The sequence below is a fragment of the Paraburkholderia sp. BR10141 genome, from assembly GCF_056155635.1.
Genome location: NZ_JBMIQH010000002.1, coordinates 371,275 through 392,126, shown reverse-complemented (window position 1 = coordinate 392,126; position 20,852 = coordinate 371,275). Strand labels below are relative to the sequence as shown.

The 20,852-nt window shown below is 64.7% G+C and carries 24 protein-coding genes; 9 read left to right on the top strand and 15 right to left on the bottom strand.

Annotation, left to right across the window (positions count from 1 at the left end; translation table 11 throughout):
- Positions 1 to 139: 139 nt before the first annotated feature.
- Positions 140 to 1,141: an AraC family transcriptional regulator gene (locus ACOJB8_RS04430; protein ID WP_475011152.1), complete on the top strand. Its 1,002-nt coding sequence runs from the start codon at positions 140 to 142 to the stop codon at positions 1,139 to 1,141.
- A gap of 81 nt (positions 1,142 to 1,222) precedes the next feature.
- Here ACOJB8_RS04430 and ACOJB8_RS04425 read toward each other — a convergent pair whose 3' ends face one another.
- Both ACOJB8_RS04425 and ACOJB8_RS04420 read right to left on the bottom strand, forming a co-directional pair.
- Entirely contained in the window at positions 1,223 to 1,864 is a 642-nt protein-coding gene (locus ACOJB8_RS04425) for a response regulator transcription factor (RefSeq protein ID WP_475011150.1), read from the bottom strand.
- Complete coding sequence (locus ACOJB8_RS04420; protein WP_368602720.1) at positions 1,861 to 3,144, bottom strand: sensor histidine kinase; 1,284 nt, start codon at positions 3,142 to 3,144, stop codon at positions 1,861 to 1,863. The genes ACOJB8_RS04425 and ACOJB8_RS04420 overlap by 4 nt, the downstream gene beginning before the upstream one ends.
- 234 nt (positions 3,145 to 3,378) lie before the next feature.
- On the opposite strand from ACOJB8_RS04420, the gene ACOJB8_RS04415 reads away from it, so the two are divergent.
- Positions 3,379 to 3,516, top strand: coding sequence for a hypothetical protein (locus ACOJB8_RS04415; protein ID WP_475011148.1), 138 nt, complete (start codon positions 3,379 to 3,381; stop codon positions 3,514 to 3,516).
- A 255-nt stretch (positions 3,517 to 3,771) separates the two neighbouring features.
- On the opposite strand, the gene ACOJB8_RS04410 is transcribed toward ACOJB8_RS04415, so the two are convergent.
- Positions 3,772 to 3,999 carry a hypothetical protein gene (locus tag ACOJB8_RS04410; RefSeq protein WP_475011146.1) on the bottom strand — a complete coding sequence of 76 codons (228 nt, stop codon included), beginning with the start codon at positions 3,997 to 3,999 and terminating at the stop codon, positions 3,772 to 3,774.
- Positions 4,000 to 4,237: 238 nt separating this feature from the next.
- Here ACOJB8_RS04410 and ACOJB8_RS04405 point away from each other — a divergent pair, with 238 nt between their 5' ends.
- Together ACOJB8_RS04405 and ACOJB8_RS04400 are read left to right on the top strand one after the other, a co-directional pair.
- A complete protein-coding gene (locus tag ACOJB8_RS04405) occupies positions 4,238 to 5,644 on the top strand; it encodes a DUF3300 domain-containing protein (RefSeq protein ID WP_475011144.1) in 1,407 nt (468 codons plus the stop codon).
- Between the two features lie 11 nt (positions 5,645 to 5,655).
- Positions 5,656 to 6,573: a DUF2950 domain-containing protein gene (locus ACOJB8_RS04400; protein WP_475011142.1), complete on the top strand. Its 918-nt coding sequence runs from the start codon at positions 5,656 to 5,658 to the stop codon at positions 6,571 to 6,573.
- Between the two features lie 30 nt (positions 6,574 to 6,603).
- Here the strand turns inward: ACOJB8_RS04400 and ACOJB8_RS04395 are convergent, their stop codons facing one another.
- From ACOJB8_RS04395 to ACOJB8_RS04350, 10 genes are all read right to left on the bottom strand, one after another.
- Positions 6,604 to 7,437, bottom strand: a complete 834-nt coding sequence (locus tag ACOJB8_RS04395) for a hypothetical protein (protein ID WP_475011140.1) — start codon at positions 7,435 to 7,437, stop codon at positions 6,604 to 6,606.
- A gap of 19 nt (positions 7,438 to 7,456) precedes the next feature.
- Positions 7,457 to 8,089: a PqiC family protein gene (locus tag ACOJB8_RS04390; protein ID WP_368618297.1), complete on the bottom strand. Its 633-nt coding sequence runs from the start codon at positions 8,087 to 8,089 to the stop codon at positions 7,457 to 7,459.
- Positions 8,086 to 9,711, bottom strand: a complete 1,626-nt coding sequence (locus ACOJB8_RS04385; protein WP_368729871.1) for a PqiB family protein — start codon at positions 9,709 to 9,711, stop codon at positions 8,086 to 8,088. The genes ACOJB8_RS04390 and ACOJB8_RS04385 overlap by 4 nt, the downstream gene beginning before the upstream one ends.
- Positions 9,695 to 11,029, bottom strand: coding sequence for a paraquat-inducible protein A (locus ACOJB8_RS04380; RefSeq protein ID WP_069263125.1), 1,335 nt, complete (start codon positions 11,027 to 11,029; stop codon positions 9,695 to 9,697). Before ACOJB8_RS04380 ends, ACOJB8_RS04385 begins: the two co-directional genes overlap by 17 nt.
- A 72-nt stretch (positions 11,030 to 11,101) precedes the next feature.
- Positions 11,102 to 11,488, bottom strand: a complete 387-nt coding sequence (locus ACOJB8_RS04375) for a response regulator transcription factor (protein WP_342948605.1) — start codon at positions 11,486 to 11,488, stop codon at positions 11,102 to 11,104.
- A gap of 96 nt (positions 11,489 to 11,584) precedes the next feature.
- Complete coding sequence (locus ACOJB8_RS04370; protein ID WP_342948604.1) at positions 11,585 to 12,175, bottom strand: hypothetical protein; 591 nt, start codon at positions 12,173 to 12,175, stop codon at positions 11,585 to 11,587.
- Between the two features lie 12 nt (positions 12,176 to 12,187).
- Positions 12,188 to 12,766 carry a BPSL1445 family SYLF domain-containing lipoprotein gene (locus tag ACOJB8_RS04365; protein ID WP_475011135.1) on the bottom strand — a complete coding sequence of 193 codons (579 nt, stop codon included), beginning with the start codon at positions 12,764 to 12,766 and terminating at the stop codon, positions 12,188 to 12,190.
- A gap of 187 nt (positions 12,767 to 12,953) precedes the next feature.
- Positions 12,954 to 13,370, bottom strand: coding sequence for a glycine zipper family protein (locus ACOJB8_RS04360; protein WP_256094611.1), 417 nt, complete (start codon positions 13,368 to 13,370; stop codon positions 12,954 to 12,956).
- 347 nt (positions 13,371 to 13,717) lie between these two features.
- Positions 13,718 to 14,893: a porin gene (locus ACOJB8_RS04355; RefSeq protein WP_475011134.1), complete on the bottom strand. Its 1,176-nt coding sequence runs from the start codon at positions 14,891 to 14,893 to the stop codon at positions 13,718 to 13,720.
- A gap of 242 nt (positions 14,894 to 15,135) precedes the next feature.
- Positions 15,136 to 15,987 (bottom strand): alpha/beta fold hydrolase, encoded by an 852-nt coding sequence (locus ACOJB8_RS04350; protein WP_475011132.1) that lies wholly within the window; start codon positions 15,985 to 15,987, stop codon positions 15,136 to 15,138.
- 171 nt (positions 15,988 to 16,158) lie between these two features.
- Here ACOJB8_RS04350 and ACOJB8_RS04345 point away from each other — a divergent pair, with 171 nt between their 5' ends.
- Together ACOJB8_RS04345 and ACOJB8_RS04340 are read left to right on the top strand one after the other, a co-directional pair.
- Entirely contained in the window at positions 16,159 to 16,791 is a 633-nt protein-coding gene (locus tag ACOJB8_RS04345) for a CGNR zinc finger domain-containing protein (RefSeq protein ID WP_475011131.1), read from the top strand.
- 67 nt (positions 16,792 to 16,858) lie between these two features.
- Complete coding sequence (locus ACOJB8_RS04340) at positions 16,859 to 17,047, top strand: hypothetical protein (protein ID WP_368602728.1); 189 nt, start codon at positions 16,859 to 16,861, stop codon at positions 17,045 to 17,047.
- A 95-nt stretch (positions 17,048 to 17,142) separates the two neighbouring features.
- Here ACOJB8_RS04340 and ACOJB8_RS04335 read toward each other — a convergent pair whose 3' ends face one another.
- Positions 17,143 to 17,802: a glutathione S-transferase family protein gene (locus ACOJB8_RS04335; protein ID WP_475011130.1), complete on the bottom strand. Its 660-nt coding sequence runs from the start codon at positions 17,800 to 17,802 to the stop codon at positions 17,143 to 17,145.
- A 174-nt stretch (positions 17,803 to 17,976) separates the two neighbouring features.
- On the opposite strand from ACOJB8_RS04335, the gene ACOJB8_RS04330 reads away from it, so the two are divergent.
- From ACOJB8_RS04330 to ACOJB8_RS04320, 3 genes are all read left to right on the top strand, one after another.
- Positions 17,977 to 18,600 (top strand): glutathione S-transferase family protein, encoded by a 624-nt coding sequence (locus tag ACOJB8_RS04330; protein WP_475011129.1) that lies wholly within the window; start codon positions 17,977 to 17,979, stop codon positions 18,598 to 18,600.
- A 129-nt stretch (positions 18,601 to 18,729) separates the two neighbouring features.
- Complete coding sequence (locus ACOJB8_RS04325) at positions 18,730 to 18,945, top strand: DUF3820 family protein (RefSeq protein ID WP_069263529.1); 216 nt, start codon at positions 18,730 to 18,732, stop codon at positions 18,943 to 18,945.
- A 58-nt stretch (positions 18,946 to 19,003) separates the two neighbouring features.
- On the top strand, positions 19,004 to 19,414 hold the full coding sequence (locus ACOJB8_RS04320; RefSeq protein WP_368602731.1) for a VOC family protein: 411 nt from the start codon (positions 19,004 to 19,006) through the stop codon (positions 19,412 to 19,414).
- 15 nt (positions 19,415 to 19,429) lie between these two features.
- Here ACOJB8_RS04320 and ACOJB8_RS04315 read toward each other — a convergent pair whose 3' ends face one another.
- The gene (locus ACOJB8_RS04315; protein WP_475011125.1) at positions 19,430 to 20,713 is read right to left on the bottom strand and encodes an adenylosuccinate synthase; all 1,284 of its coding nucleotides are present in this window, start codon (positions 20,711 to 20,713) and stop codon (positions 19,430 to 19,432) included.
- Positions 20,714 to 20,852 lie beyond the last annotated feature (139 nt).

Here is a 20,852-nt window from a genome sequence, read left to right as displayed (position 1 = left end):
TCCTGCGCTACACTTTTCTGATTGCGCGCCATCGTTTTAGCTTTTCGCGCCACCAGGCGTTAACACCGAGACAAGCGCAAGCCCATGTTTGACGGGCTGAAAAGGCGCAACGAGGCCGCAGCAAAGAGGAGACACGACAATGGAAACCACGCTGAGCTCGGTCTCGCTGAGCGGTTATTTCGACGTGGCAAAGCGCGTGGGATTGAACCCGGTCGAGCTTGCCCACGAGGCGGGCGTGGACGCCGCGGCGCTCGCAACTCCGGACCAACGCGTCCCCGCCGCCGCTGCGTGCCGGTTGCTGGAGCGTTCGGCGGAAAAGGCCGCGTGCCCGACGTTCGCGCTGCAAATGGCCGAGACGCGCCACAAGTTCGGCACTGGCGTGGTCAACATTCTGCTCGCGCACAAGCGCACGCTGCGCGAGGTGCTGCTCGCCACCGCCGAATACCGGCATCTGCTCAACGAAGCGCTCGCGGTGTATGTCGAAGACGCGGGCCCAACCGTCACGATCCGCGAGGAACTGGTCGTCGATCCGGGCACCCCCACATACCAGGCCATCGAACTCGCAGTGGGCGTGCTCGCGCGTCACTCCAGTGCGCTGCTGGGCGAGCACTGGAAACCGCGCGCGGTGCACTTCGTTCACCAGGCGCCGCCCAGCCTCACGTTTCATCGGCGTTTTTTCGGCTGCCCGCTGGAATTCGGCAGCGACTTCAACGGCATCGTATGCGCGGCCGCCGACCTCGACTACCCGAACCCCGCCGCCGACCCGGAACTGGTGCGCTACGCGGAAAGCCTCGCCGAATCGCTCAACGCAACGGGCGTCGATTCCACGGCACTCGAGGTGCGCAAGGCGATCTACCTGCTGCTGCCGCTCGAGCAGGCCAGCGTCGAAGGGGTGGCCGCGCATCTGCGGCTGAGCGTGCGCACGATGCAACGTCAGCTCGGCGTCGCCAATACGAGCTTCACGCGGCTCGTGGAGGAAGTGCGGGGCGAACTTGCCGTGCGCTACATGAGCAACCCGCGCTATCCCATCGGACGTGTGTCCGCCCTGCTCGGCTACGCCCAGCAGGGCTCGTTCACGAACTGGTTCAGCGCGCGCTTCGGCATGACGCCGCGCGACTGGCGCAATAGCCATTTGATCTGAAGTGACGGGACGACGGCGCGCGTGCCCTGCCGTGTGGTCCTTTAGTCCTTTAGTCCTTTAGTCCCTTAATCCCCTGGTCCTTCAGCCCGTATACGGAAGCGGGTGCAAGTCAGGCGTGTCGGCATCGAACGTGGTCATGAGCCGCACCAGATCGGCAAGCGAGTTCGCCTTCATCTTCTCCATGACGCGCGCCCGGTGAATCTTGATCGTTTTCTCCGCCGCGCCCAGTTCGTCGGCCACGAGCTTGTTCGGCCGGCCCGTCACCACGAGCGCCATGACCTCTCGCTCGCGCGGCGTGAGTTTTTCCACCCGGCGCTGGATCTCCGCGCGCTGCTCGCGTTGTTCGTATAGCTGGCCTGCGCGTTCGAGCGCGCGCGACGTGGCTTCGAATAGCACCTGCGCGTCGATCGGCTTCGTCAGGAAATCCGATGCGCCCGCCTTCATCGCGCGCACCGCCGTATCCATGTCGCCATGGCCCGAAACGAAGACGATCGGCACCCTGCCCTCGAGCCGCTGCTGCAATTCAATGCCGCTCAGGTCGGGCAACTGGAGATCGAGCAGCAGGCAGGCAGGCGCGCTCGTCAGGTCCGCGCCGTCGAGGAAGGCGCTGGCGCTGCCGTACGCCTGTGCCGTGTAGCCGCCGGATCGCAACAAGCGGCATAGTGCGTTGCGAACGTGCTCGTCGTCGTCCACAACGAACACGATGGAAACTGGCGAGTTCATGGTGAAAAACGCGTGGTCGTCTGCACGCACGCGCCCTCCGCGGGAAGTTCGATATGGAACGTCAGGCCGCGATCGGCGTTGCGCTCGGCCCATAGCTGGCCGCCGTGCGCCATGACGATGGTGCGGCTGATGGAGAGGCCAAGGCCCAGCCCGTGGGGCTTGGACGTCATGAACGGCTTGAACAGCGTGACGAGCCGATCGGCATCGACACCCGGCCCATGATCGCGGATCGCGAGGCGCACCTTGCCGCGATCCTCGCTTGCCGTCACGAAGATGCACACCCTGCGATCTTCCGCGTGGCAGTCGTGCACCGCATCGAGCGCATTGAGGAGCAAATTGACGAGCACCTGCTGCAGTTGAACCGCATCGCCGTGCACTTGCGGCAGCCCGTCTTCGATGCGCGCGCCCACTGCCGCGCCACAGGTCTCCGTCTCGCGGCGCAGCAGGCGCACCACGTCGCGCACTAGGCTGCCGACATCGACGGGGCACAGCTCGGGCGGCTCGCAGCGCGCGGACTGGCGCATCTTGCGGATGATCGCGTGCGCACGCGTGCTGTCGGACACGACCTCGCCAAGCAGCTCCCGCAAGTCGCTCATGGCCGGCGGGCTCTGGGCGAGAAACCGTTGCGCGGCCTGTGCGTTGCTGAGAATGGCCGTGAGCGGCTGATCGACTTCGTGCGCGAGCGCGGCGGCCATGTCGCCCACCTCGGACGCCCGTTCCCGACGCAACCGGCGCGGTTCGCTGCCGGACTCCGCGAGCGTCGTGTCGCGCCTTTCCGGTTCGATGACGACCACCATGCGCGCCGCGGGTCCGGCGGCGAGCGATGCCGAAGCGCTCACATGCACGTCGATATCGGCGCCGTTCTTCGCGCGCGCGATGGCCACGCGCGTCACGCTATGCGGCAACCCTTGCGCGGACTTCAGTGCGCCGAACGATACGGGGCGTGCGTCTCTTCGCCAGGCGACGAGCACGTTTTCGATGCGCATGCCGATCAATTCGCCCAGGGCATAGCCGAGCACGTGGGTGGCCATGCCATTGGCCCATGCGACGCTGCCCGCTTCGTCGATCAAGAGCGCCGCCGCGGGCACGACTTCGAGAACGCTGTGCAGACTTTGCGCAATGGCCTGTGTGGCCTGCGCCGACGCGTGGCCGGTGTTGCGCGCGGCCAGTGCGTTGCCGTTCGGCAGAGTGCGCGGCTTGATTCTGTCGAGCCACGCCAGCAGGCCGGCCGCTGCGTGTTCGGCTCTCGGTCTGTTAAGTTTTAGTTTTTCGTTCCCCATGTCTGCCCTGATCACGGTGTCCTCCGACTACGCTGCCCCTGCTCCGGCAGCCTGCGAATCGTTTCAAACGCTTCAGCGCCCAGGCGGGGCGGATTTGACGAGCACCGGCATTCCGGCCGTTTTGCGGTGCAAACTGCGCCCCAATGATGACTGCAGCTTACTTTTGATTATCGAAGAACGCTCCGGCATGGGCGGAGAATGAGTCAGTCATTGAAGAAAAGAACGGATAGGATCATGATTGCAGAACCGCTTCGCTGTACGCTTTCACCGCGCGTTAATTATATGAAAGAAATTGCCGATGATTCGTTCCGCGCGCAATTGTTTTCGATAACTTTTTCCGCATATAACGCTAATCAAGGCGCTAAGGCCTGAATGCGCTTGCACCGGACTATATACACTGACTATTTACCGGGAATATTTGCGAACGTTTTCTCTGATTTGGTAATTGGCTCGCGAAATCATCTCTATTCAATACGAATGGCGAGCGTGCAGTTTGTCGCGTGGCATTATCTATTCCGTTTTTTATGAAATAGTCGCCACCATTATTTCGATCTGGAAACGCGCGAAATGGCCTGCAGAATCCATCACACGTCCGGCGCGTGACAGCTCGGTAAACGCCGTTGTCGATCAAGGCGCCGAAGCTGGCGCGGCTGCACTCGCCGCATGATGTTGCGTCGTATTTTGCTGACCATGTTGCCGGGACTGGTTCGAGCGGGCCTTGTGCTCCGCTTTGCGCTGCACGTCCCGCATCTGTTTGGTACCCATCGTTCCCGCTTGCGCAAATACTTCAGACATGAAGGCGGGCGCACAAAGCAGGAGCACCGTCGCACACGGCACAGCAAGGCGCATTTTCATTTGAGATCTCCAGGTGTCGGCGCTGCCGCCCTCGACGAGTGAATAGCATCATTGCGCCGCCATTGCGGTGTCAATAGGACTCTGGTCCGATTGCCAGCACAGCGTGGCTTGCCGGACTATACCCGTGGGGCTCTCCGCCTCGCCACACTCGAACAAGAATGCGCGCACGCGCTCGCCCCTTCACGTTGTCGCTATCCGTCCCGCACTCCGGTTGAGCAAACAATTGGAAGGATCGGCCATGACCTCATGGATCAAACAACGCACGTACACCCTCTGCCTGCTCGTGCTCGCGTTGCTCCTGGCAGGCGCTCAGGCGGTGCGCGCGCAAGACGCGCCGCAGCCCGCCCCCTACAAACCCGAGGAGCTGGAGGCGCTGGTCGCGCCCATTGCGCTCTATCCCGATTCGGTGCTGGCGCAAGTCCTGATGGCATCGACTTACCCGCTCGAAATCGTGCATGCGGCCCGCTGGGTCAAGGAGCACCCGAAGCTGAAGGGCGACGAAGCCGTGAAGGCCGTGCAGGACCAGCCATGGGACACGAGCGTGAAGTCGCTCGTCGCGTTCCCACAGGCGCTCGAGCCGATGAACGACAAGCTCGACTGGACCCAGAAGCTCGGTGACGCGTTCCTCGCCCAGGAAAAGGATGTGCTCGCCGCCGTGCAGCGCCTGCGTGCACGCGCACAGGACTCGGGCAACCTCAAGAGCAACGAGCAGCAAAAAGTCGTGGTCGAGCAGCCGCCCGCGCAAGGCGGCCAGACCATCGTGAAGATCGAGCCTGCCAAGCCCGAGGTGATCTACGTACCCGCGTACAACCCCACGGTCGTGTACGGCGCGTGGAGCTACCCGGCTTACCCGCCGTACGCCTGGCCACCCTATCCCGCATACTATCCCGGCGGCGCGCTGATGACCGGCTTCGCGTGGGGCGTCGGGCTCGCCGCCGCGGGCGCGATCTTCGGCAACTGCAACTGGGGCGGCGGCGACGTCAACATCAACGTGGACAAGGCGCGTAACGTCAATCGCAACTTCGACAGCACCAAGGTCCAGGGAGGCAAGTGGCAGCACGATGCCAGCCACCGCCAGGGCGTCGCATACCGTGACAACGCCACGCGCGAGAAATTCGGCAACAACGTGGCAGGCGCCGACGGCCGCCGCGACTATCGCGGCCGCAATGGCCAGAATGGCCAGAACGGCGCCAGCGTGGCGGACCGCGCCGGCAACCGCACGGGCGGCGGTGCAGGCGGCCAGGGCCTGGGCAATGGCAACCGCGGGAATCAGGGCAATCGCGGCGGCGCGGGCAACAACGCGAGCGTCGGCAATCGCGCGAACCTCGCCGACAACGGAGCGGGTGGCAATCGCGGAGACCTTGGCAATAACGGTGCCGGCGGCAATCGCGGCGGCATGGCTAACAATGCCGGCGGGAGCAATCGCGTGAGCACCGGGGCAGGCGGCGGGTTTGGCGGCGGCGGTGGAGGGAGCTACGGCGGCGGCGGCCGCGATGGCGCCTTCCAGGGTGTGGGCGCCGGCGGCGCCACCCAGCGCGACGCGAGTCGCGGCCGCTCCAGCATGCAGTCTTCAGGGTTCAATCGTCCGAGCGGCGGCGGCGGTATGCGCGGCGGTGGCGGCGGTCGTGGCGGCGGCAGACGCTAGGGAGAACGGCCATGAACAGACATGAGTTTCTCCGTCCGGCTGCATCGGCAGTACTCGCGGCGGCGATCGCCATCGCACTGCTGGTATTCGCGCCGCGGCCTTGCGCGGCCGCCGGGCAAAACACCTTCGCTACGCCCGACGCGGCGATGGCCGCGTTCGGCGACGCCGTGGCCGGCAACGACGAGGCGGAACTGCGCACGCTCTTCGGCGCAGATTTCCGCCAGCTCATCCCGCCGGTCGGCGCTCAGATCCGCGACAAGTTCCTGAGTGAATGGCAGACTTCGCACACCATTCAGGATACCGATGCAAATCACGCGATGATCGCCGTGGGCGACGACGGCTGGACCTTTCCGGTCCCGCTCGTCAAGACCGCCCAGGGCTGGCACTTCGACACGCACGCCGGTGTCGAGGAAATGCGCGTGCGCCGCATCGGCCGCAACGAGCTTGCCGTGATGCAGACGATGCTCGCGGTCTACGACGCGCAACGCGAATATGCGCAGACCTATCACGACGGCAGCGACATGCTGGTCTACGCCAGCAAGCTCGCGAGTTCGCCGGGCAAGCATGACGGCCTGTACTGGCCGACCGATCCCGACGCCGCGCCGAGCCCGCTAGGCGTCGCATTCCTCAAGGCCGGCGCGCGCAACGCCGAAAACGCAGGTTACTACGGCTACCACTACAAGCTGCTGACCTCGCAGGGTCCGCACGCGCCGGGCGGCGCATATAACTACATGGTTGGCAGCAAGCTGTTCGGCGGCTTTGGCGTCGTTGCGTGGCCGGTGCGGTACGGCGACACGGGTATCAAGACCTTCATGGTCAGCCACGACGGCGAGGTCTACGAGCGCGATCTCGGCCCGGATGGCGCGGCAAAAGCCGAAGCGATGACATCCTTCGATCCGGGCCCGGGCTGGTCGAAGGCTGCGCCGTGACACTCGGCACTGGCGCTGCGCCACTGCGTTTCACGGTGCGCGCGCGGGCTCGGGGGCCGACGCTCGCGCCGGCGCGTCTTCACCGAGCATGTAGAGCAGCAGCGCGTCGCGATCGGGTGCGCTCATCGCCGCCGTCGAGCGCATGAGCACCGCGCTCGCCCAGCAGACGTCGGCCATCGTGGCGCCAGGGCCGCCATTCGTGACGCGCTCGAGCCGCGCCACGGACTGCGGATCGCCAGCGAGGGCCGCGTTGACCGCATCGTCGAGATGCCGCAACGCCCGCTCGTATGCCACGGGCGTGGGCAGCCTGACTGGCGCGGCGAGCAGGGATCGGATCACCACGCGATAAAGCAACGAGAAGTATTCGGCCGTGTCGGCATCGCTCATGCTGCCGATCGAAATGCCCTGAGCAAGGTCCTGCACGCTCGCCATGCCCTGGCAATTGCCGCGCGCCGCGCGTCCCATGTATTTCGCGAGCAGCGTGAGGTACGCCAGGCGGTCTTGTGGCGTCAGGCGCGCGATGCCGCCGCGGATCAGGCGCTCGCGCGCCGCGTCGTCGCGCAGCCGGGCTTCGAGGCCCGCCATGCCGCCGGGCACGGCGACCGCCACGGCCGGGTCCGCACGCAGCCGGTAGAACCACGCTTCGACGATGCGCGCCTTGATCGTCTCCTGCTCGACGCCGGCCTCGCGCAATGCCACCGCGCTCTGCGCGGACCTCGGCTCGGGGGGCGCGACAACGTAATCGAGCACTGCGAAAAGTCCCGCCGGTGTGTCCTCGTTGCGCGGCACGCTGCCCGACGCATCGTGGCCCGCCAGCGCCAGCGCCGCGCTCAGTGCGAGCCACGCACAATGCAACGTCTTCATGAGATCCCGCGTGGCGTGCTCACTCCGTCGCACTGCCAACTGTTGGATGGTCCGCGCGAATCGCGGCGGCAATGTCAGCGCTGATGGTGGCGAGTGCGCGATCGTGCGCGTCGACGAGCGCACCGTAGTCCTGGCTCGTCACCTGCTCGTGCGCTACGGTGTGCCCGAGCGTCAGCGCCTGGTGACCCGGCGGGCGCACGACCCATTGCGCGTCGATCGTCACCGAGTCTCCCAGTACGCTGTCGATGCGCGTGATATCGACACGAACGCGCCAGACCGGCGGGGTGGCCGCGCCATCGAACGTCGAGACGTGCGCCGTCCCGAGCCGCTGTGCAAGGTCCGCGGCAACGACGCGCCCAACGTCCAGTTTGAGCGGCGTGGCCCAGCGCGCGAACTCGTTCATCTGGATCGTGTTGTCCGGATTGCGCGTGACGATTTGCGGCCGGTCCACCATGTCGGGCACCGTCACGGGACCGACGACGACATCGAGTGCAGCGGCGCTCGTCGGCACGGCGGGCGATGCGCTGGCCGTCGCGGCGCTCGCATCATCGGCGCGCAACGCATAGAACGTGGGCGACGGCGAGGAGCACCCGGCGAGACACGCCATCGCAACGGCGAGAACGGCAGGCAGAGTCAGGTTGCGGCGGTTCACTGCTTGCCTCCAGGTTTGCCCTGCACCACGGCCTCGGGATGGCGCTCGAGATAATCCGTAAGCATGCGCACGGACGCGGCGGTGCGGGCCAGTTCGCGCATGGCGTCGCTCGTGTTCTGCTGGAGCTGCGAGTCGGGCTGCAAGGCATCGGTGGCCGAGTTGAGCGTGGATCTTGCCGCCGAAAGCGTATCGTGCGCCTGCGGCACCACGTCGGTGCCGAGCTTCGCCACCACGTCGTTCGCACTTTGCAGCGTGCGCTGCGCACTCGCGCCGATGGCCTCGAACGGAATACCGTTGAGCTTCGCGAGCAGTCGCGTGAGCGAATCCTGCAGCGACTGCAACGTGCGCGGCACCGTCGGCATCTCGGGCGGCGTTCTCGACCAGTCGATCTTAGCCTTCGCAGCGTCCGGGAAGACGTCGAAGGCGACGTAGAGCTGTCCTGTGAGAGGATTACCCGAGCGCAGCTGGAACCGGAAGCCGCTGGCAACCAGGAATTCGGCAAGCTGGCGCGGTTGCGAAGTGAGGCGTCCGGCCGGCTGGCCTTTCTCGAAGCGCGACGTAAAGCGCTCCGGATACAGATTGATTTCAACAGGAATGCTGAACTGTTTCTTCACCGGGTCGAAGCGCGTGTAGATACGTGTGACCTCGCCAATCACGACGCCGCGGAAATCGACCGGCGCGCCCACTGTGAGCCCGCGCACGGAGTCGTAGAAGGTCACGACGTAGGTGTCGACAATGCGGTCATGCTCCTTCATCGAGTCGGCGTGCGTGGCGTAAAGCTCGAACTTCGAGTCTGCGTCGGCCTCGGGCGGTTCACCGCCGGCGTCGGCGTCGGGCGTTTCGAACGCCACGCCGCCGATGAGCAGCGACACCACCGACTGCGTGTTGATCTGCACGCCGTCCGGGCTGAGCGAGACGTCGAGTCCACTCGCATGCCAGAAGCGCGTGTCGCTGCGCACGAACCTGTCGTAGGGCGCGTTCACGAACACGCGCAGCGTCACGCCCTTGCCGTTCGGGTCCATTTCATAGGAAGCAATCTGTCCGACCTGAAGACGGCGGAAGAACACCGGCGAGCCGACATCGAGCGAGCCCATGTTCACGCTGTGCAGCACGAATTCGCGCCCCGGGATGTCGCTCGGAATCGCAGGCGGGACTTCGAGTCCCACGAAGTCGTGGCGCGCTTTGCTGGAGTTGCCTTCGTCCATGCCGACAAAAGAGCCCGAGAGCAGCGTGCTCAGGCCCGAAACCGTACCGCCGGAAATGCGCGGGCGCACGACCCAGAAGCGCGTGTTGTCGACGAGCATGCTCGCCGCGTCCTTCACGAGTTCGCCCGTCGCGATCACACGCTTGTGATCGGGCGAGAGCGTGACCGCCTTCACCACGCCGATATCGACGTCCTTGTACTTGATCTTCGTCTTGCCGGCCTCGAGGCCGTCGCCGGTCTTGAAGCTGATCGTGATCGTCGGCCCTTCCTCGATGATCGCCTTGGCAGCGAGCCAGCCGCCAATGAGCACCGCGACGATCGGCACGAGCCAGACAATCTGCATGCGCCAGCGCGAGCCGCGCGCCGGCTTCGCCTCGGGCAGGTCCGGCAAGGAATCGTCGTTACCGGGTGCTGCCATTTTCGTGCTCCATCGCGTCCCAGATGAGACGCGGGTCGAACATGTTCGCGGCGAACATGGTGAGGATCACGACGGCACCGAAAGCGATCGCGGCGGGCCCCGCCTTGATCGTGGCGAGCGCGTTGAACTGCACCAGCGCGACGAGCATCGTGATCACGTAGATGTCGAGCATCGACCAGCGGCCGACCAGCTCGATCAGCCGGTAGATGCGCGTGCGTTGCTCGGGCAGCCATGTCCAGCGGCGCTGCGTGGTCCACGTCAGATACGAAAGCCCCAGGATCTTCAGCATGGGCACGGCGATGCTGGCAATGAACACGAGCAGCGCGAGCGGCCACGAACCCGACACCCACAGATACACCACACCGCTCATGATCGTGTCCTTCTGCGAGCCGAACAGCGAACTCGTGTCCATGACGGGCAGCACATTCGCCGGTACGTACAGCACCATCGCCGCAACCAGCAGCGCCCACGTGCGCGACAGGCTCGCGACCTTGCGCATGTGCAGCGCGCTGCCGCAGCGCGGGCACGTCGCCGCATGCGCGGCCGCCGGCATGCGCGCGAGCATTCCGCACGCATGGCAGCGCGCGATGCCGCACGCGGCGCCCGTGAGCGGGCCTGCGGCGCGCTCGCCTCGCGCTCTGGGCGCCTCGCCCGACGCGTAGCGCGTCGTCACGCTGGGCGTGTCGAGAACCCTGACCGCGTTGGCCGGTTGCGTTGCCCGCGCCACGCGCGACCAGAACTGGCGCGCGTCGAACGCCGCGCTCGCGCCCGCGAGCACCAGCATCAACGCGCCGAACGACCACAACGCGACACCCGTCACGACCGTTGCGATATGGGACAGCTTCACGAGCGCGACCAGCAGGCCGAGTATCAGCACCTCGGTCATGCCCCACGGCCGTGCGATGTACATCGCGCGGAACAGGAGCGGCGCCTGCCACGGCGCGCGGTCGATCGCGAGCGGCACGAGGAGGGCGAGCAGACACACGACCTGCAGGCCAGGCATGAGGATCGTCGTGGCGAATACCAGCGCCGCGATGGGCCACATGCCGTCGAGATAGAGAATCTCGACCGAATGCCACAGCGTCGTGCGTACGAGATTGCCGTTCACCGAGAGTCCGACGATCGGATACAGGTTGGAAATGACGAACAGCACGAGTGCGCCCAACGCGAACGCGAGCGCACGGCCGAGGCTTTCCGGCAGATTCCTTTCCAGTTCGGCGTTGCAGCGCAGGCAGCGCAGGGTGCCCCCCGGCGGGCAAGGCGCGCCGCGCTGCATGAGATCGCAGTCGTGGCAAACGAGAAGCTCAGCGCGCTTCATTGCGGGGCCTCCCTGAATCCGGTCGTGGCGTGGTCGATTCATCGTCGCTGTACCGATTCGGCATGCGGGGCGTCAGCCCGGCGGCGGCACGCCCAGCACCGCATGGACCGCGCCGATGAGCGCGGAGTCGTCGAACGGCTTGCGCAGGTACGCAACCGCGCCGGCTGCCTGTGCCTGCTCGCGCACGCGCGCATCGTCGTGCGCCGTAATCACGATGCACTGGATGCCGGTGCCACCCAGCCGACGCTGTACCTCGATACCGTTGATGCCGGGCATCTGGATATCGAGGACCACGCACACGGGCGCGTGAGGCGCCGCGGCCGCCAGGGCGTCGAGAAATGCCTCGCCGCTCGTGTACACGTCGGAGTCGATGCCGACCGACTTCAACAGGCGCTGGATCGCTCGCCCGACCGACTCCTCGTCGTCGACGACGGCCACGGATCGTGTCACGGTGTTCATTTGACTTAGCGTTCGGTTACCGGTGAGGACAGCCAGAGCGGCGCCGCCGTGCGCGCCGACCGGCATCCTGAGCGCAAGCGGCTTCTCCATGCGCGACTACTTGTGTGGTGCAGGCTTGACGGATACGGCGAACGCTTCCGTATACACTGCCTCGACCTGATCGCCGACCTGCACGTTTGCAAGCTGCTGGGGATCCTCGACCCGCAGATCCATCGTTCCCCCTTCGGGGCCCATCAGCGTGACCGTTTTCGTCTTGGTGTCGACCGCTACGACATTCGCCGTGACTTTCACCTCACGCCCCACCATGCCGCCGGGCTTCTCGCCGGCAGCCGCACGCTCGACCTGCGGCGTTTCCTGCACCGAGGTCTCGCCGTCGCCTCCCTTCTTCAGGCTCAGCGTGAGTGATTCCTTATAGGTCATCGTCACGACATCTCCGACCTTTAGTTGATCGAAGTTTCTGACTTCCGGTCCCAGTTCGGCTTCGACCAGCTTGCCGTCGTGACGCTTGAGCGTGACGGTGCGGGTATCGGCGTCGATCTTCGTGATGGTCGCCGTCACCTTGTGCATGCCGGTGACGGTTGCCTTGCCCGGCTCGTGCGTCACGTTGGCCGTCGTCTGGCCCTGAGCCGCGGCAAGCTGCGCCGCGGCAACGATGACGGCTGAAACAACCCATTTGAGGTACGACATCGCGACCTCCTGTTACAGATCGAGCTTCGTCACCTTCGTGCCAGCGACCGACGCATCGGCCATGATGCCCGTATTGGTCATCACGATCGCCTGGACCGGCGCCGTTGCGGTTCGCGTGTCGATCTGCCCATTCGCACCGACCTTGACGAGCGCAACGGCAACATCGCCGCCAACCGACCAGCCCTTCGAGTTGCGGAACTTGTCGAGCGAGTCCTGCGTCATGAAGAGAAAGATCACGGCAGTGGACTGCACCCCTGCCTGCAAGCCGAACGAAGCGGCCGCCGTGCTGTAGTACCCGACCGTCGATCCGCCCACGCGCAACGCACCCTGGCCGTACGACCCGCCAATGATGAACGCTGCCTTGCCGACCGATGGAAAGACCAGCACGCCTTGCGACTTCGAAACGAGTTCCTGCGAGCCCGGGACAGTCGAGAACAGCCGGGACATCGTGCCGTCCACGGCGGCATCGATCTCCTGGCGTTTCGCCGCATCGGTCGCGCCGCTCGTCCCACTGCTCGTGGTCGTGCTGCAACCCGCTGCAGCGAGCCCGGCCGCGGTCGCCGCCGTAAGCACAAAAATCCGTCGCTTCATTGTTGTCCTCCATTGAGTTTAGACAGCCCGGACACGGCACTCACGCATGCGGATCGAACGTCACGCGGGAATGAGACGTTGCTCGCACATCGTTGCTCATCGTTCAGTTACATAGTCGCAGACGCGGCGCACAGGACAAATCGGACCTTGGTCTTACGCCGCCTCAGGCCACTCCATGCACGGCGCACTACTGCACCGTGTAGCCGCGCCCTTGCATACACGCGGCAAACGCGCGGTTGAACGTGTCGATCGCGCCCTGCTGCTGTTGCTGCGCGTTGGCCTGCTGGGCACGCCGTTCCTGGCGCGCGCGTGAGCCGCCCACCATCGTGCCGGCCGCCGCGCCCACTGCCGCGCCCCTGCCCGCATCGCCGGTGATCGCGCCGATCACCGCGCCGCCCGCCGCGCCGCGCGCCGCGCCCTGGACACGCTGGCCGCCGCCCACCGCCGGCCCCGAAGGCGGCGGTGGCGTCGACGCGACCTGTTTCGGGTCAATGCCCGTGTTGCTCCTGGCCCACGAGTAGCATGCCGATTCGTCCGAGTGCTGTTGCTGCGCGCTCTGCCCCTTCGCGGGATACGCAATAGGCGTTGCCTGCGCGGCACTCATCAAAAGCAGCACGGCGGCGCACAGGGCGCCGGTCCGACAATTTATATAGGTATCCATATCAACTCCTTGAGCGCGTGCGAGATCGCGCCGATTACGCCTGCTGCTATCGGCGGGAGATTGGACAATGACGGTCGTGCCTTCGGCACGACGCCCGAATGCGGGACGAACACCGCGCCGTGCAACCGGCGCAGTGGTCTGTTCAATGATGTGGGAACGGCACGGCGAAGACAATCAGACCATGGTCCTACCGTCGCCCATAGAGACAGGCAGGCGCCATGAAGCGCCCGCCGTCGCACGGCCGGAACGGCCATGCGGTGCGGCGGGCGTAGAAGAAAGGCTGCAGTGAATCAGAACTTGTGGCGGATGCCGAGGCTCACCATGATTTGCGAACTCGAGTTGCCGTTCAGCCCATAGTCCGCCACGGAAGCGACCGCGGTGGTCAGGATGGAACCCGTTGCGGTCGGTACGCGCTGCGTGCCGTTGGCGTGCTGCCACGCGCCGACGAGGTACACGTCGGTACGCTTGGAGAGGTTGTAGTCGCCGCCCAGCGAGACCTGGTTATAGGTCGCCGAGGTGTCGCCCGCGCTGTGCGTCCACGTATAGCCAACACCGATGAGCGACGCAGGCGTAACCGCGTAGTTCAGGAAACCGGCAGCGACGTTGTAGCGCTGGTTGGATGGGAAAAGCGATTGTGAGTCCGCCTTGTACTGCGCGTTGCTATACCGGCCGCCGAACGTAAACGGTCCGGCCACGTATTGCAGGGCAACGGAACCAATGCCGACCCACTTGGCGGTTTCATAGGCGAGGTTCTGAAAACCGCCGTCGAAGGTGCCGTCCGAGGTGCTGGTCCAACCGGTGCGAGGAATCGTGGAGTTGGCGTTAGTCATGCGGACGTAGCCCGCCGCGATGCTGAATGAGCCAGTCACATAGCTCGCCGCGGCCGACCAGGTCTGCTGCGAACCTGTCGCGCCCGCGACGCCGCCGAACGCATACATGCCTTCGATCTGGAAGCCCGCGAATTGCGGCGAGAGATACTTGATCGCATTGTTCGTACGAGAGCTGTTGTCGTTGTTGTCCACGTCGCCCGGCGTGGTGAAGGTGCTGCCCCAGTAATTGTCTGCGGTAAGCGGCTGGACCATGTCGACGACCGGGTCGTACTGGCGACCCAGTGTCAGCGTTCCATACTGCTGGTGCGTCAATCCTACGAAGGCTTGACGGCCAAATAGCAAGGTATTGCCGTTGTAGTTGCCCATCTTGCCGCTATTGATGTCGAATCCGCTTTCCAGCTGGAAGATCGCTTTCAGGCCGCCGCCCAGATCTTCCGTTCCCTTCAAGCCCCAGCGGGACCCTTGCAGATTGCCACCTTGCATCCGATACAGATTGTTGCCCTGAGCGTCGGCGTTGTGGACGAACTGAAAGGCTTCGTCGATCACGCCGTACAGGGTAACGCTGCTTTGCGCGTGAGCGACCGGAGCCAACATGGCGAGCGGAACAGGAAGCAACATAAGCGCAAGCTTTTTCATGTTTGCAACTCCTTCACGCACCGGGTAATCGGTATTCCTATATTAGTCGCTTGCTCCGGAACGACCTCAGCGTGAAATTGGTGCCGTTGTCGGCACAAGACATCCAATGCAACATGAATGAAGGCCATGGCTGTGTAACCGCAGCTTAACTAAAGCATTAAAACCGCCATGTTTGCAAATGCCGCGAAGCCCTTCGCTCATCGGGCCGATGTTCGTTTCGCACAAACAATCAGGAGTCCCCATCATTCGAGAAATTCCCTGATCGCGGTGGCAATCTCGTCGGCGTGCGTTTCCAGCGCGAAGTGGCCGGTGTCGAAAAAGCGCACCACGGCTAGCGGCAAGTCGCGCTTGTATGCCTGCGCGCCGGGCGGCAGGAAGAACGGATCGTTCTTGCCCCACACGGCGAGAAACGGCGGCCGATGCGTGCGGAAATACGCCTGAAATTCGGGGTAGAGCGCAACGTTGTTCCGGTAGTCGCGGAACAAGTCGAGCTGGATCTCCTGCGCGCCGGGGCGGTTCATATAGTAGTCATCGAGCGAATAGCCGTCCGGCGACACCGCCGACGCATCGGGCACGCCGTGCGTGTATTGCCAGATCGTCGCTTCGCGCGAGAGCAGCGCACGCAGTGCCTCCCGGTTGGCCGGCGACGCGTCCTGCCAGTAAGCGCGAATCGGATTCCAGCCGTCACTCAGGCCTTCCTCGTAGGCGTTGCCGTTTTGCGAAATGATCGCCGTGATGCGCTCGGGATGCGCAAGCGCGAGGCGAAAGCCCGTGGGCGCGCCGTAGTCGAACACGTACACCGCGAACCGGTCGAAGCCGATGCGCTCGGTGAAGCGCGCCATCACCTTCGCAATGTTCTCGAACGTGTATGCGAATTCCTCCCGGTCCGGCAAGTCCGATTGACCGAAGCCCGGCAGATCCGGCGCGACGATATGAAAGCGGTCGGCCAGCTTCGGAATGAGGTCGCGGAACATGTGGCCGGCGCTCGGAAAGCCGTGCAACAGCAGGAGCTTCGGCGCGCCGACGCGCCCGGCTTCCCGGTAGAACACGTTGTAGCCGTCGACATCGGCGCGGCGGTAGGCAATGGCAGTCATGGGTTCCTCCAGAGGTGAACGGAAAAGCTCGCTTTACCGTGAGACATGCTTCGCTCCTTATGTAACCGCGTTGATCGTGTATATGAGGTTACTAATCCGTGGTGTAACTTGTCAAGAATGATTTCAGCGGTTACACTGAATGCACCCTGATTACCCTTTTGCGGCAAGAAAATGGACTACCGCCCCATACCGGCGATATTCGTGGCCGACACGCCGGGGCTCGACTTCCTGAACTCGGTTGCCACACCGGTGGACGTTCCCATCGACTGGATCGCCGACGGCGAAGGTTTGCTGTCCTGGCTCGCACAGGCGGGCATGGTCCCCGCGCCGGCGCTTGCTGCGCTGCGCGCGCAGTTCACCGCGGCCGGGTTCGACACCGTCGCGGGCGAGGCGCGCGCGCTACGTGAATGGTTCAGGTCCTTCGTGTGGGACAGAAAAGGCCGGCCGCTCGCCGCCGCCGATCTGGGCGAACTCGCGCCGCTCAACGATCTGCTCGCGCGTGACGACCGCTATGGCGAAGTCGTTGCGGTCGGCAGTGACGGCGCGGCGACGTTCGAATACCGCGTGAGTCGCCGCTGGAAAACGCCGGAATCGCTCTTGATGCCGATTGCCGAGGCGCTGGCGAAACTCGTCGGCGAGCAGGACTTCACGCACGTGAAAGCCTGCGAAGGCCCGAAATGCACCCTCCTGTTCGCCGACCACACGCGCGGGCACGCGCGCCGCTGGTGCAGCATGGCGATCTGCGGGAATCGCGCCAAAGTGGCCGCGCACCGCAAACGGCTCAAGGAGCGTGAAAGCGCGTAGAACGTATTCGCGCGCCGGGCGCGAGCCTTGCGGGATCTGGCGGACCTACCGGAATGGGAGAGGAACGATGACCGCCAGCAACCCGAAGCGCCATGAACAGGGCGCCAGCAAAGCGAACGAAAACCAGCAGAAACACACCGAGCACAGCGACGACCAGCGCAGCGCCATGCCCGAGCGCGATGACAAGTCGCGCAAGCAGTCGCCCGCCGACCGCCCGGGCAAGCAGTCCGGCGAAGGTGAGCCTTCGGTGGGTTGATCTAGTGTCTGTAACGCGAAAGAGGCTTGCATGGCATCGTGCAAGCCTCTTTCACAATGGTGCCGCGCTTACTTCGCATCCCTGAACGAATCGCTTCAATCGCGATCCGGCGCGCCGAGCGGAAAGAGCGGACGATATGGCCGCGCCTCGTTCACGGCCCGCGCGAACGAAGGCCGCGCGAGCAGGCGCTCGCGATAGGCGCGCAGGACGGGATAGGTCGGGGCGATGCGATGCGTCCAGTCAGCATAGAAAAGCGATGAAGACCCGGCGCAGTCCGCCATCGTATAGTCCTCGCCCGCTGCCCACGTCTTGCCCGCGAGGTGGCCTTCGAGCCATGCATAAGCGAGCTCGAGTTTTTCCTCGGCAAAGGCGCGCCCTTCGTCGCGCCGCGCCGGGTCGCCGGTCAACGCGCCATCCACGGCGCGCTGCACGGGCGTCATGACATGCAGGTCGAAGAAGCGGTCCAGAAAGCGCACGTCGAGCGCGGCCACGGGATCGGCGGGCAGCAGGCGCGCCGGCCCGGGATGCGCGAGCTGCAGGTATTCGATGATGATGCTGGTTTCCGCAACGTTGCGCTCGCCGTCCACGAGCACCGGAAACTTGCGCAGCGGCCAGCGTTGCAGCCACTGCGCCGTATGCTCGGGAGAATCCGGACCGACGCCGCGGAACTCGAAAGGTGTGTCGTTCTCATACAGCGCGATAAGCACTTTCTGCGTGTACGAGGAAAACGGATGTCCATATAGCGCGAGCGGCATCGTCGAGTCTCCTGGTTCGAGCCGGGGAAAGTCGTTGAACCATGCACCGGTTGCGTGCGGATTGCAAGCGTTGCCGGGAACTGCAGCGGCGCATGTTCGGGGAACTGTACATGGCCGCGGCCACATGCATGACGTATCGTGCACGGGCGCGGCTCCCTCTTCTTTCCTTTCGATATGCTCAACATCCTCGGCAAAGCATCGTCCATCAACGTTCGCAAGGTGCTCTGGACCTGTGTCGAATTAAACCTGCCCTTCGAGCGCGAGGATTGGGGCTCGGGCTTTCGCTCGACGCATACGCCGGCGTTCCTCGCATTGAATCCCAACGCGCTCGTGCCGGTCATCAGGGACGGCGATTTCGTGCTGTGGGAGTCGAACACCATCATCCGCTATCTGGCGTCCCGCTATGGCGGCGCGCATCTCTATCCTGCCGATGCGTGCGAGCGGGCTCGCGTCGATCAATGGATGGACTGGCAGGCGACCGACCTCAACCGTTCGTGGAGCTATACGTTTCTCGCCTTGGTCAAAGCGTCGCCGGCTCACCAGGCGCCCGGCGAAATTTCCCTTTCCATCGAGAACTGGACCCGGCATATGCGCATTCTCGACGCGCGGCTGCAGGCGACCGGCGCGTTCGTCGCCGGCGCGCAATTCTCGCTTGCCGATATTCCCATTGGGTTGTCGGTGAACCGCTGGTTCGGCACGCCGTTCGAGCATCCGCATTTGCCGGCTGTTGCTGCATATTTCGAACGGCTTGCCGAACGGCCCGGGTTTGCAGTGCATTGCGCGAACGGGACGCCGTGAGGAACGGCGCGGGCCGCGGGTCAAATTGACAGGAAATTCGGGCAGCGAAGTCAGTCGATGTCGACAGCGCCTGCCACGTTTGCGTTCGTAGCATTCGCGCGCGAACGCCAGTCCGTGCACAATACCGCCATGCAAGCCCAAGACCTCGAACGCCTCGTCACCTTCGCCATGCCCTTCGGCAAATACAAGGGCCGGCTCATCGCCGACCTGCCGGGGCATTACCTCAACTGGTTCGCCCGTGAAGGGTTCCCGCCGGGCGAGATCGGCCGGCTGCTCGCGCTGATGCAGGAACTGGACCATAACGGCCTGAAGGGCTTACTCGAGCCGCTGCGCAAACGCGGCTAGCGCCAATCGGGCACCCGGCGCAGAATGCCCGGGCGAATCTCTTGCGAGGCTGCCCGACATGGCCAATTTTCAGCCCGATGGATGGCACACCGTTACGCCCCGAATTGTCGTACGCGACGCGGAGAACCTGGTCGCCTTCATCAAGACGGTGTTTCAGGCACAAGGCGCATTTCGCCATGGGTTGCCTGCCGAAATCAGGATCGGCGATTCCGTCGTGATGGTTAGCGGCGCAGATGGACTTCGCGAGCCGATGCCGGCATTTCTGTACGTCTACGTTCAGGACACCGATTCGACCTACCAGCGAGCGATCGCGGCGAATGCGGTCTCGCTCGAGATTCCTGCCGATCTGCCATATGGCGACAGGCGCGCGATGGTCAGAGATCCGTGGGGAAACACCTGGCAGATTGCCACCCATCAGCGCGACCTTTCCGCTGCCGAAGTCCGTTCAAGGATGGACAGCGAAGGTTAGGCCGATATTCGGGCATTACGCGAATGGGGATTGCAGGACAATCGCATCGTCGCGTTCAGGGCCGGTGGTGACCATCGCCGCGGGCACGCCGACTTCGTTCTGGATCGCTTCGATCAGCGCCGCTGCCTGCGGCGGCAGGTCGCCATAGGAGCGCACGCCCCGGGTCGAACCGGCCCAGCCGTCGAAGCGCCTGAGAACCGGCTGCAGACGCTGCTGCTCGGCGTTCGTGGATGGCATGTAGTCGATGCGCGCCCCATCGAGCATGTAGCCCACACAGAGCTGCACCGACTCGAAGCCATCGAGCACATCAAGCTTGGTCAGCGCGAGCTGGTTGATGCCTGCGACTTTGCAGCTCTGACGCAGTTGCACGGTGTCCAGCCAGCCGCAGCGTCGCGGGCGGCCGGTGTTGACCCCGTACTCGCCGCCGCGCTGCCGGAGCACGTCGCCGAGCGCGCCGTCCAGTTCCGACGTGAACGGGCCTTCGCCGACGCGCGTCGCATAGACCTTGCTGACGCCAAGCAGCCGCCCCAGTTGCGACGGCGCGATGCCAGCCCCGCTGGCCGCGCCCGCGGCGATGGTGCTCGACGACGTCACATAGGGGTAGCTGCCCCAATCCACGTCGAGCATGATCGCCTGCGAGCCTTCGAACACGACGCGCTTGCCCGACGAATGGGCGTGGTCGAGCTGTTCCCAGACGCGGCCCACGAACGGCAGGATGCGCGGCGCCATGGCAAGCAGGCCGCTCAGCATCGGCTCGCGCGGGAATGGCGCCTGGCCCGAGCCGCGAAGCCACGCGTTGTGGTGCTCGAGCAGAACGTCGAGCTTCTCGGCCAGCAGGTCCGGTTCGGCCAGGTCGCACACGCGCAGGCCGCGGCGCCCAATCTTATCCTCGTACGCCGGCCCAATGCCGCGCAAGGTGGTGCCGAGCGGCTTCGCACGCATCCGTTCCTGGGCAGCGTCGAGCGCGCGATGCACCGGCAGCACCAGCGCGGCCGTCTCGGCGATCTGCAACACCTCCGGCGTGACGCGGATACCCAGCGCCGCCATGCGGTCGATCTCCGCGAGCAGCGCCTCGGGATCGAGCGCGACGCCGTTGCCGATCAGGCCAAGCTTCCCGCGCACGACGCCGCTGGGCAGCAGCGCCAGCTTGTAGGTCCGGCCGTCCACCACGAGCGTGTGACCGGCGTTGTGGCCACCGTTGTAACGGACGACGATATCCGCCTTCTCCGCGAGCCAGTCGACGATCCGGCCCTTTCCCTCATCGCCCCACTGCGCGCCGACCACGACGACATTCGACATGCGAGATTTTCCCTGGTGAGTTAATCGAACAGATCCAGAACCGGAGCTGCTGCAAAGGGGCTCAATATAGGGCGACTCCGCCGCCACGAAAAGCGATGTAAACTCACGGCACTTGTCAGGAAAAGTCACATAGGAATCC

Bases quoted from the DNA above. Each gene is read 5' to 3' on its own strand.
- ACOJB8_RS04430 (WP_475011152.1), top strand. From the start codon at position 140: ATGGAAACCACGCTGAGCTCGGTCTCGCTGAGCGGTTATTTCGACGTG.
- ACOJB8_RS04425 (WP_475011150.1), bottom strand. From the start codon at position 1,864: ATGAACTCGCCAGTTTCCATCGTGTTCGTTGTGGACGACGACGAGCAC.
- ACOJB8_RS04420 (WP_368602720.1), bottom strand. From the start codon at position 3,144: ATGGGGAACGAAAAACTAAAACTTAACAGACCGAGAGCCGAACACGCA.
- ACOJB8_RS04415 (WP_475011148.1), top strand. From the start codon at position 3,379: ATGATTGCAGAACCGCTTCGCTGTACGCTTTCACCGCGCGTTAATTAT.
- ACOJB8_RS04410 (WP_475011146.1), bottom strand. From the start codon at position 3,999: ATGAAAATGCGCCTTGCTGTGCCGTGTGCGACGGTGCTCCTGCTTTGT.
- ACOJB8_RS04405 (WP_475011144.1), top strand. From the start codon at position 4,238: ATGACCTCATGGATCAAACAACGCACGTACACCCTCTGCCTGCTCGTG.
- ACOJB8_RS04400 (WP_475011142.1), top strand. From the start codon at position 5,656: ATGAACAGACATGAGTTTCTCCGTCCGGCTGCATCGGCAGTACTCGCG.
- ACOJB8_RS04395 (WP_475011140.1), bottom strand. From the start codon at position 7,437: ATGAAGACGTTGCATTGTGCGTGGCTCGCACTGAGCGCGGCGCTGGCG.
- ACOJB8_RS04385 (WP_368729871.1), bottom strand. From the start codon at position 9,711: ATGGCAGCACCCGGTAACGACGATTCCTTGCCGGACCTGCCCGAGGCG.
- ACOJB8_RS04380 (WP_069263125.1), bottom strand. From the start codon at position 11,029: ATGAAGCGCGCTGAGCTTCTCGTTTGCCACGACTGCGATCTCATGCAG.
- ACOJB8_RS04375 (WP_342948605.1), bottom strand. From the start codon at position 11,488: ATGAACACCGTGACACGATCCGTGGCCGTCGTCGACGACGAGGAGTCG.
- ACOJB8_RS04370 (WP_342948604.1), bottom strand. From the start codon at position 12,175: ATGTCGTACCTCAAATGGGTTGTTTCAGCCGTCATCGTTGCCGCGGCG.
- ACOJB8_RS04365 (WP_475011135.1), bottom strand. From the start codon at position 12,766: ATGAAGCGACGGATTTTTGTGCTTACGGCGGCGACCGCGGCCGGGCTC.
- ACOJB8_RS04360 (WP_256094611.1), bottom strand. From the start codon at position 13,370: ATGAGTGCCGCGCAGGCAACGCCTATTGCGTATCCCGCGAAGGGGCAG.
- ACOJB8_RS04355 (WP_475011134.1), bottom strand. From the start codon at position 14,893: ATGAAAAAGCTTGCGCTTATGTTGCTTCCTGTTCCGCTCGCCATGTTG.
- ACOJB8_RS04350 (WP_475011132.1), bottom strand. From the start codon at position 15,987: ATGACTGCCATTGCCTACCGCCGCGCCGATGTCGACGGCTACAACGTG.
- ACOJB8_RS04345 (WP_475011131.1), top strand. From the start codon at position 16,159: ATGGACTACCGCCCCATACCGGCGATATTCGTGGCCGACACGCCGGGG.
- ACOJB8_RS04340 (WP_368602728.1), top strand. From the start codon at position 16,859: ATGACCGCCAGCAACCCGAAGCGCCATGAACAGGGCGCCAGCAAAGCG.
- ACOJB8_RS04335 (WP_475011130.1), bottom strand. From the start codon at position 17,802: ATGCCGCTCGCGCTATATGGACATCCGTTTTCCTCGTACACGCAGAAA.
- ACOJB8_RS04330 (WP_475011129.1), top strand. From the start codon at position 17,977: ATGCTCAACATCCTCGGCAAAGCATCGTCCATCAACGTTCGCAAGGTG.
- ACOJB8_RS04325 (WP_069263529.1), top strand. From the start codon at position 18,730: ATGCAAGCCCAAGACCTCGAACGCCTCGTCACCTTCGCCATGCCCTTC.
- ACOJB8_RS04320 (WP_368602731.1), top strand. From the start codon at position 19,004: ATGGCCAATTTTCAGCCCGATGGATGGCACACCGTTACGCCCCGAATT.
- ACOJB8_RS04315 (WP_475011125.1), bottom strand. From the start codon at position 20,713: ATGTCGAATGTCGTCGTGGTCGGCGCGCAGTGGGGCGATGAGGGAAAG.